Here is a 5,023-nt window from a genome sequence, read left to right as displayed (position 1 = left end):
AGTTCGTCATCACAACTGACGGTACTTCCATGAATGAGGAGATTGTCTAATTCTAGAAAGCCAAAATCGAGCGATCGCAACCACTCTACATCTTCCCGAGGAACAGCCTTATACAAGGCCTCGAATACCTCATCTCCATATCGTTCCTTTAAGGCTAAACCCTGGGGATCTGGCCCGACTCCGTGAAGGTTAAAGCATTGTTCTTCCCACCAGCCGGTGCAAATTTGGGGGCTGGGTTCTCCGGCTTGGGGCGATCGCAACTGTTCTAAGAGTTGTGAACATTGGGGATGTAAGCCGACAACATCGCCGAGAATATAAATCGCGTCAACGGGAATGGTCTGTTGACGGATATCGTCTAAAACGGCGTTGTAGGCGGTTAAATTGCCTTCAAGACCACTTAAAATTGCCCAATGAGATTGTTCTGAAAATAGGTCAGTCAAAGTCTGAATGCTCTCGTCGCGTCACGTTCAAGAAGAGGGAAGGGGGGGAAACTAGCGTTGACATAAATGCTGAGGATCATCAGCTCGTTCAGCAAATTCTAGTCCCTGGGAGAGTCGCCAGGCGAAGATTTTGGGAAGGCCGTGTTCAAGAATCGCCGCACAGGTTTTCTCGTAGTCGTAGGGAAGTTCCCGCAGGCCGACGGCTTCGCTCTGGGTATCATAAATCACGTAGGTGGCATTGGGGCGACCGTGGCGGGGTTCACCGACGGAACCGGCGTTCACGAGCCGTTTAATGGGAGTTGAAAGGCTCTGTTCCACGGGAGCGGATTGGGGGTCATCGGGGTGAATCTGTTTGACGGAAATTGAGATTTTCGCCTCGTCGAGCGATCGCACATAGGGGATATGAGTATGTCCACAAAACAAGACATCGGCTTCTGTGGATAATACCCGTTCTAGGGCGATAAAGCCATCGAGTTCTGGCATTAAATACTCATGTTGGCTGTTGGGACTTCCATGAACAAAACAGAGGTTTCCCTCTCGTAAGCTTAGGGGAAGCTGGGCGAGATACTCCCGTACATCATCCCGAACCACTTGATTCGTCCATTCATGGGCTCGAAGTCCCCGTTTTTCCGCCAGCAGGGAGGGATAGCTACATTCACAGGCGTTGAGGCCATCGACGATATCTTCATCCCAACATCCCTGTACAGTGGGAATGTCTAGGCTACGAATGCGATCGACGACTTCGTTGGGATAGGGGCCATAGCCGACTAAGTCGCCTAAGCAGATGATGCGATCGCACCCCTGGGCCTCAATATCTATCAAGACCGTATCTAAGGCTTCTAAATTTCCGTGAATACAGGATAAAACAGCAATTTTCATAGAATAAAATTCGTGGTTAAAGACTAGGTCAATTCGAGACCAGTTTTAAGGTTTCATCAAAACCGAATCAAGGACAACGTTAAAGAATTATTTTTGCTTTTAATTCGCGTTAGCCACCGTCTCTTGTGCTGTTTTCAAATACGCTTGATATTGAGCCAGCATCTCATCGGCAACAAAACAATCCTGTAGCGTTTCTGTTATCCCGGCTCCATCTAGTCCCTCGCCAACAACTTCCAGTCCACTAAATCCCTGGGGCCGACCATCCAAGCATAAGGGAACCTCTAGGGCGCGATAGTCACTGCCCTCTAAACCGGAAATAAAGTTAAATAAAAAGGTCTGTCCATCAGCAATATTCAAGATTGCTTTTGCCCGTTGAACGGGACCATAAGCCCCTTGTATTAACTCTTGCCAGAAAATATCTAAACTTGGCGGATCGAACACTTCTCCTGATAGCAAAGCCCGCTGCATTTGCAAGTTGGTGATGGACTCAGGAGCCGTTCCTACGCCAACGATCACCTCGTCGGATTCTGTCCAATGATGCCAGTCTGTTTTCGGGCTTTTAGGAGGAACTAGGACGATGTTACGACAATCGACGAGGGGCAAAACCAGGGAATCTAAGGCGATATGAAAGCCAACTTCGATATAAATGGGATTGGCAGCCCCCTGATGTTCCACGAGCTTTACAGAGGCGTTCTCATCGCTCAGACAGTCGAGTTTGGGGTGCAGGGTTTGCAAATATCTAGCATCGAGGGGAAAGGAACCGCCACCGAGATTCAGGTAGGCGATCGCCTGACTGGGGGGATGCTGTTGTAGTTGTTCGGCAATCCAGTGCGTTTTTCCAACTCCAGAAGGGCCGGCAACGAGGAAGACATTAGACATAGAGGAAAGGCAAGAGGCAAGAGGCAAGAGGCATAACCCACCCCTAACCCCTCCCACCGAGGGGATGGCAAGAGGCAAGAGGGGGGAGAAAGGAATCGGGAAAACCGGAACGAGGAGAACGCACCCCTAACCCCTCCCAGGAGCGAAAAAACAATGTGCGGGCAATCCGCAAGTGGCGTTCTCTGTTCTACTATTCCCGATTCCCTATCGGTCAGTTTAGTGGAAGGCGGGATTATGGCGAATCAGACTCATAAACTCTTGGCGGGTGCGTGCGTCTTCGGCAAAAATGCCTCGCATAGCACTACTGACTGTCCAGGAACCGGGTTTTTGAACTCCCCGCATCACCATACACATATGAGTGGCCTCGACGACGACCGCGACTCCTTGGGGTTGTAACACAGATTGTAGGGTTTCGGCAATGCTGGCGGTGAGTCGCTCTTGAACTTGCAGGCGGCGGGCGTGCATTTCACAAATGCGGGCAATTTTAGACAGTCCAATTACCCGTCCGTTGGGAATGTAGGCTACGTGAACTCGTCCGATGATGGGCAAAATATGATGTTCACAGGAGCTAAAAATATCGATGTCTCGGATTAAGACCATCTCATTCGTGTCTTCGTGAAAGACGGCTCCGTTGATGAGTTCTTCGAGGGATTGCTCGTAACCTTGGGTGAGAAATTGTAGGGCTTTCACGACCCGTTTAGGGGTGTCTTTAAGTCCTTCGCGATCGGGGTCTTCTCCGAGTCCGATGAGCAACGTTCGCACGGCTTGCTCCATTTCGGTTTGTGAGACACGGGCGCGGGTGGCTGGGGGAATGGAACGACTGACAGAACTGATGCTGGCAGGGACGGACTGTCCGTTGGTGGCTAGATTATTGGAGCTGTCTAAAGTCATTAAAACAAGGGCTTAGGGCTAATGGTGAATGGACAAAGAGGAATTAAATGTCAACGATTGTTAATGGATAAATCAATGGATAAATCTGTCATCAACCACTCGTTATTTGTCGCATTCTGGGGTTGCTAGGTCTTCAAAACTTAGAGGCTGATTGACTGACTTTACAAAAGTTAACTATTATTAGTATAGCACTAAATTTTGTTTTCTGCTAGTTTTTAATCTCTTTTTTTCTCGGTGATAAGGGACTAGGGTCGTCCACTGAGAACTTCGGAGTTTAGACAGTCTTTGAGGCTATTACGGAGCTGAGTTTCGTCAAGGTGGCGACCAATGAACACCATTTGATTTTTGGGTGAGGCGTTTTTCCAGTCATCGACGTTGAGGACACAACGTTTTCCACTGAGTTGGAAAATATGTTTTCTCTCGCTTTCTTGAAACCAGAGAATCCCTTTGGCTCGAAAAAGGTTATCCGGGAGATTGTCCAAGAAATTTTGGAATTTGGTTAGGGAAAGGGGCCGATCGCTCTGGAAGGAAATCGAGACAAAGCCATCGTTGTCGAGATGACTGGAATGGTGATGGGGATGGTCGTGATGATGGTCGTGATGATGATCATGAGCATCATCGTGAGCCTTTTCTTCGTCAATTTCTCGTTGATAGTTTTCGGGGTGGTTAGAGTGAATATCTAAAATCAGGGGTAGGGGAACTTCGCCAAATTGACACCGTATAATCCGCGCTCCCTCCTTGATTTGCCGAAGTTGTTGTTCGAGGTTGGTGAGTTTAGCTTCGGGAACCAGATCGGTTTTATTGAGCAGAATAATGTCACTGTAAATAATTTGTTTGCTGGCGGCTTCGCTGTCAAAACAGTCTGGGGTGAAGGTTTCCGCGTCGATGGTGGTGAGGACGGAATCGAGCCGGGTGAAGTTTCGTAATTCGCTGCCGAGAAAGGTCAACATAATCGGTAGGGGGTCAGCGACTCCGGTGGTTTCAATCACGAGGTAGTCGATGCGATCGCCTCGTTCCAAAACGCGATAGACGGCATCGACTAAGCCATCATTGATGGTGCAACAAATACAGCCGTTGCTGAGTTCCACCATGTTCTCGTCGATGGACATGAGCAGTTGGCTGTCAATGTTAATGTCACCAAATTCATTGACTAAGACGGCAACTTTGAGATCCTGTTGGTTGCTGAGGATGTGGTTGAGCAGGGTGGTTTTACCGCTGCCGAGAAATCCCGTAATGATCGTGACCGGCATCCCCTGTTTGGGGAGGTTGATCGGGGTGTCAGACGCCGTAATAGACATAGTGAAACGAGGAAAGTGTGGGGAGCGAACGGTTTGGTGAGGCTGTGAGGGACGTCCCCAGAGGTACAGTTGGGGACTTAGACTCGTCAAAAACGAGAATGATTCTTATTATACATAAGAACTGTGTTTTGTGACCGTACTCATTGTGTTATCTCTAGATCCTCTGGTTGGGAAAATCCCCGAAACTGTTGATATTGCTATCATAGGTGCTGGCCCGCAAGCGTTGACTTTGGTCACCCATCTGTTGCAGAAAAAAGCCGCGTTGCGCGATCGCCTCGCGGTGTTCGATCGCACCGGAACCTGGATGGCTCAATGGAAGCAGCAGTTTGGGGCCTTAGAAATTCCCCATCTGCGATCGCCGGCGGTTCATCATCCCGATCCCAATCCCTACGCTTTACGAGCCTTCGCCGCTCAGCGTTCCTCGGAGTTATCTCCCCCCTATGATTTACCGGGAAGTCAACTGTTCGAGGAGTTTTGTGAGGATGTGATTGCACGTTGGGGATTGGCTGATGGGGTGATTGGGGCCAGTGTTGTTGATATTGAGCCGATTCAGGTTGGGGGCCGCGATCGCTTCCGGCTGCATCTCCAAGATCATCCCCCCAGTCTGGCTCGTCGCGTCATCCTAGCGACGGGGGA

Annotated in this window: 5 protein-coding genes and 1 pseudogene; 1 reads left to right on the top strand and 5 read right to left on the bottom strand. The window is 49.5% G+C overall.

What is annotated here, in order from left to right; all coding sequences use genetic code 11:
* The 5 genes and pseudogenes from R6U67_RS01840 to R6U67_RS01820 all read right to left on the bottom strand — a co-directional run.
* Positions 1-440: pseudogene (locus tag R6U67_RS01840) on the bottom strand (metallophosphatase); the annotation flags it as partial.
* A 51-nt stretch (positions 441-491) separates the two neighbouring features.
* Positions 492-1,319: a metallophosphoesterase family protein gene (locus R6U67_RS01835; protein WP_410250961.1), complete on the bottom strand. Its 828-nt coding sequence runs from the start codon at positions 1,317-1,319 to the stop codon at positions 492-494.
* Between the two features lie 99 nt (positions 1,320-1,418).
* On the bottom strand, positions 1,419-2,198 hold the full coding sequence (locus tag R6U67_RS01830) for a hypothetical protein (RefSeq protein ID WP_410250960.1): 780 nt from the start codon (positions 2,196-2,198) through the stop codon (positions 1,419-1,421).
* Positions 2,199-2,414: 216 nt separating this feature from the next.
* On the bottom strand, positions 2,415-3,089 hold the full coding sequence (gene folE, locus R6U67_RS01825) for a GTP cyclohydrolase I FolE (RefSeq protein ID WP_410250959.1): 675 nt from the start codon (positions 3,087-3,089) through the stop codon (positions 2,415-2,417).
* 245 nt (positions 3,090-3,334) lie between these two features.
* Positions 3,335-4,339, bottom strand: coding sequence for a CobW family GTP-binding protein (locus R6U67_RS01820; RefSeq protein WP_410250958.1), 1,005 nt, complete (start codon positions 4,337-4,339; stop codon positions 3,335-3,337).
* A gap of 178 nt (positions 4,340-4,517) precedes the next feature.
* Here R6U67_RS01820 and R6U67_RS01815 point away from each other — a divergent pair.
* A partial coding sequence (locus tag R6U67_RS01815) for an FAD/NAD(P)-binding protein (protein WP_410250957.1) occupies positions 4,518-5,023 on the top strand: 506 nt, incomplete at its 3' end.

Source organism: Sodalinema sp. (genome assembly GCF_046483825.1).
Classification (GTDB): Bacteria; Cyanobacteriota; Cyanobacteriia; order Cyanobacteriales; family Geitlerinemataceae; genus Sodalinema.
Note: the sequence above shows the minus strand (reverse complement) of the source record. Positions and strands in the feature narration are given on the sequence as shown.

Bases quoted from the DNA above. Each gene is read 5' to 3' on its own strand.
- R6U67_RS01835 (WP_410250961.1), bottom strand. From the start codon at position 1,319: ATGAAAATTGCTGTTTTATCCTGTATTCACGGAAATTTAGAAGCCTTA.
- R6U67_RS01830 (WP_410250960.1), bottom strand. From the start codon at position 2,198: ATGTCTAATGTCTTCCTCGTTGCCGGCCCTTCTGGAGTTGGAAAAACG.
- folE (WP_410250959.1), bottom strand. From the start codon at position 3,089: ATGACTTTAGACAGCTCCAATAATCTAGCCACCAACGGACAGTCCGTC.
- R6U67_RS01820 (WP_410250958.1), bottom strand. From the start codon at position 4,339: ATGCCGGTCACGATCATTACGGGATTTCTCGGCAGCGGTAAAACCACC.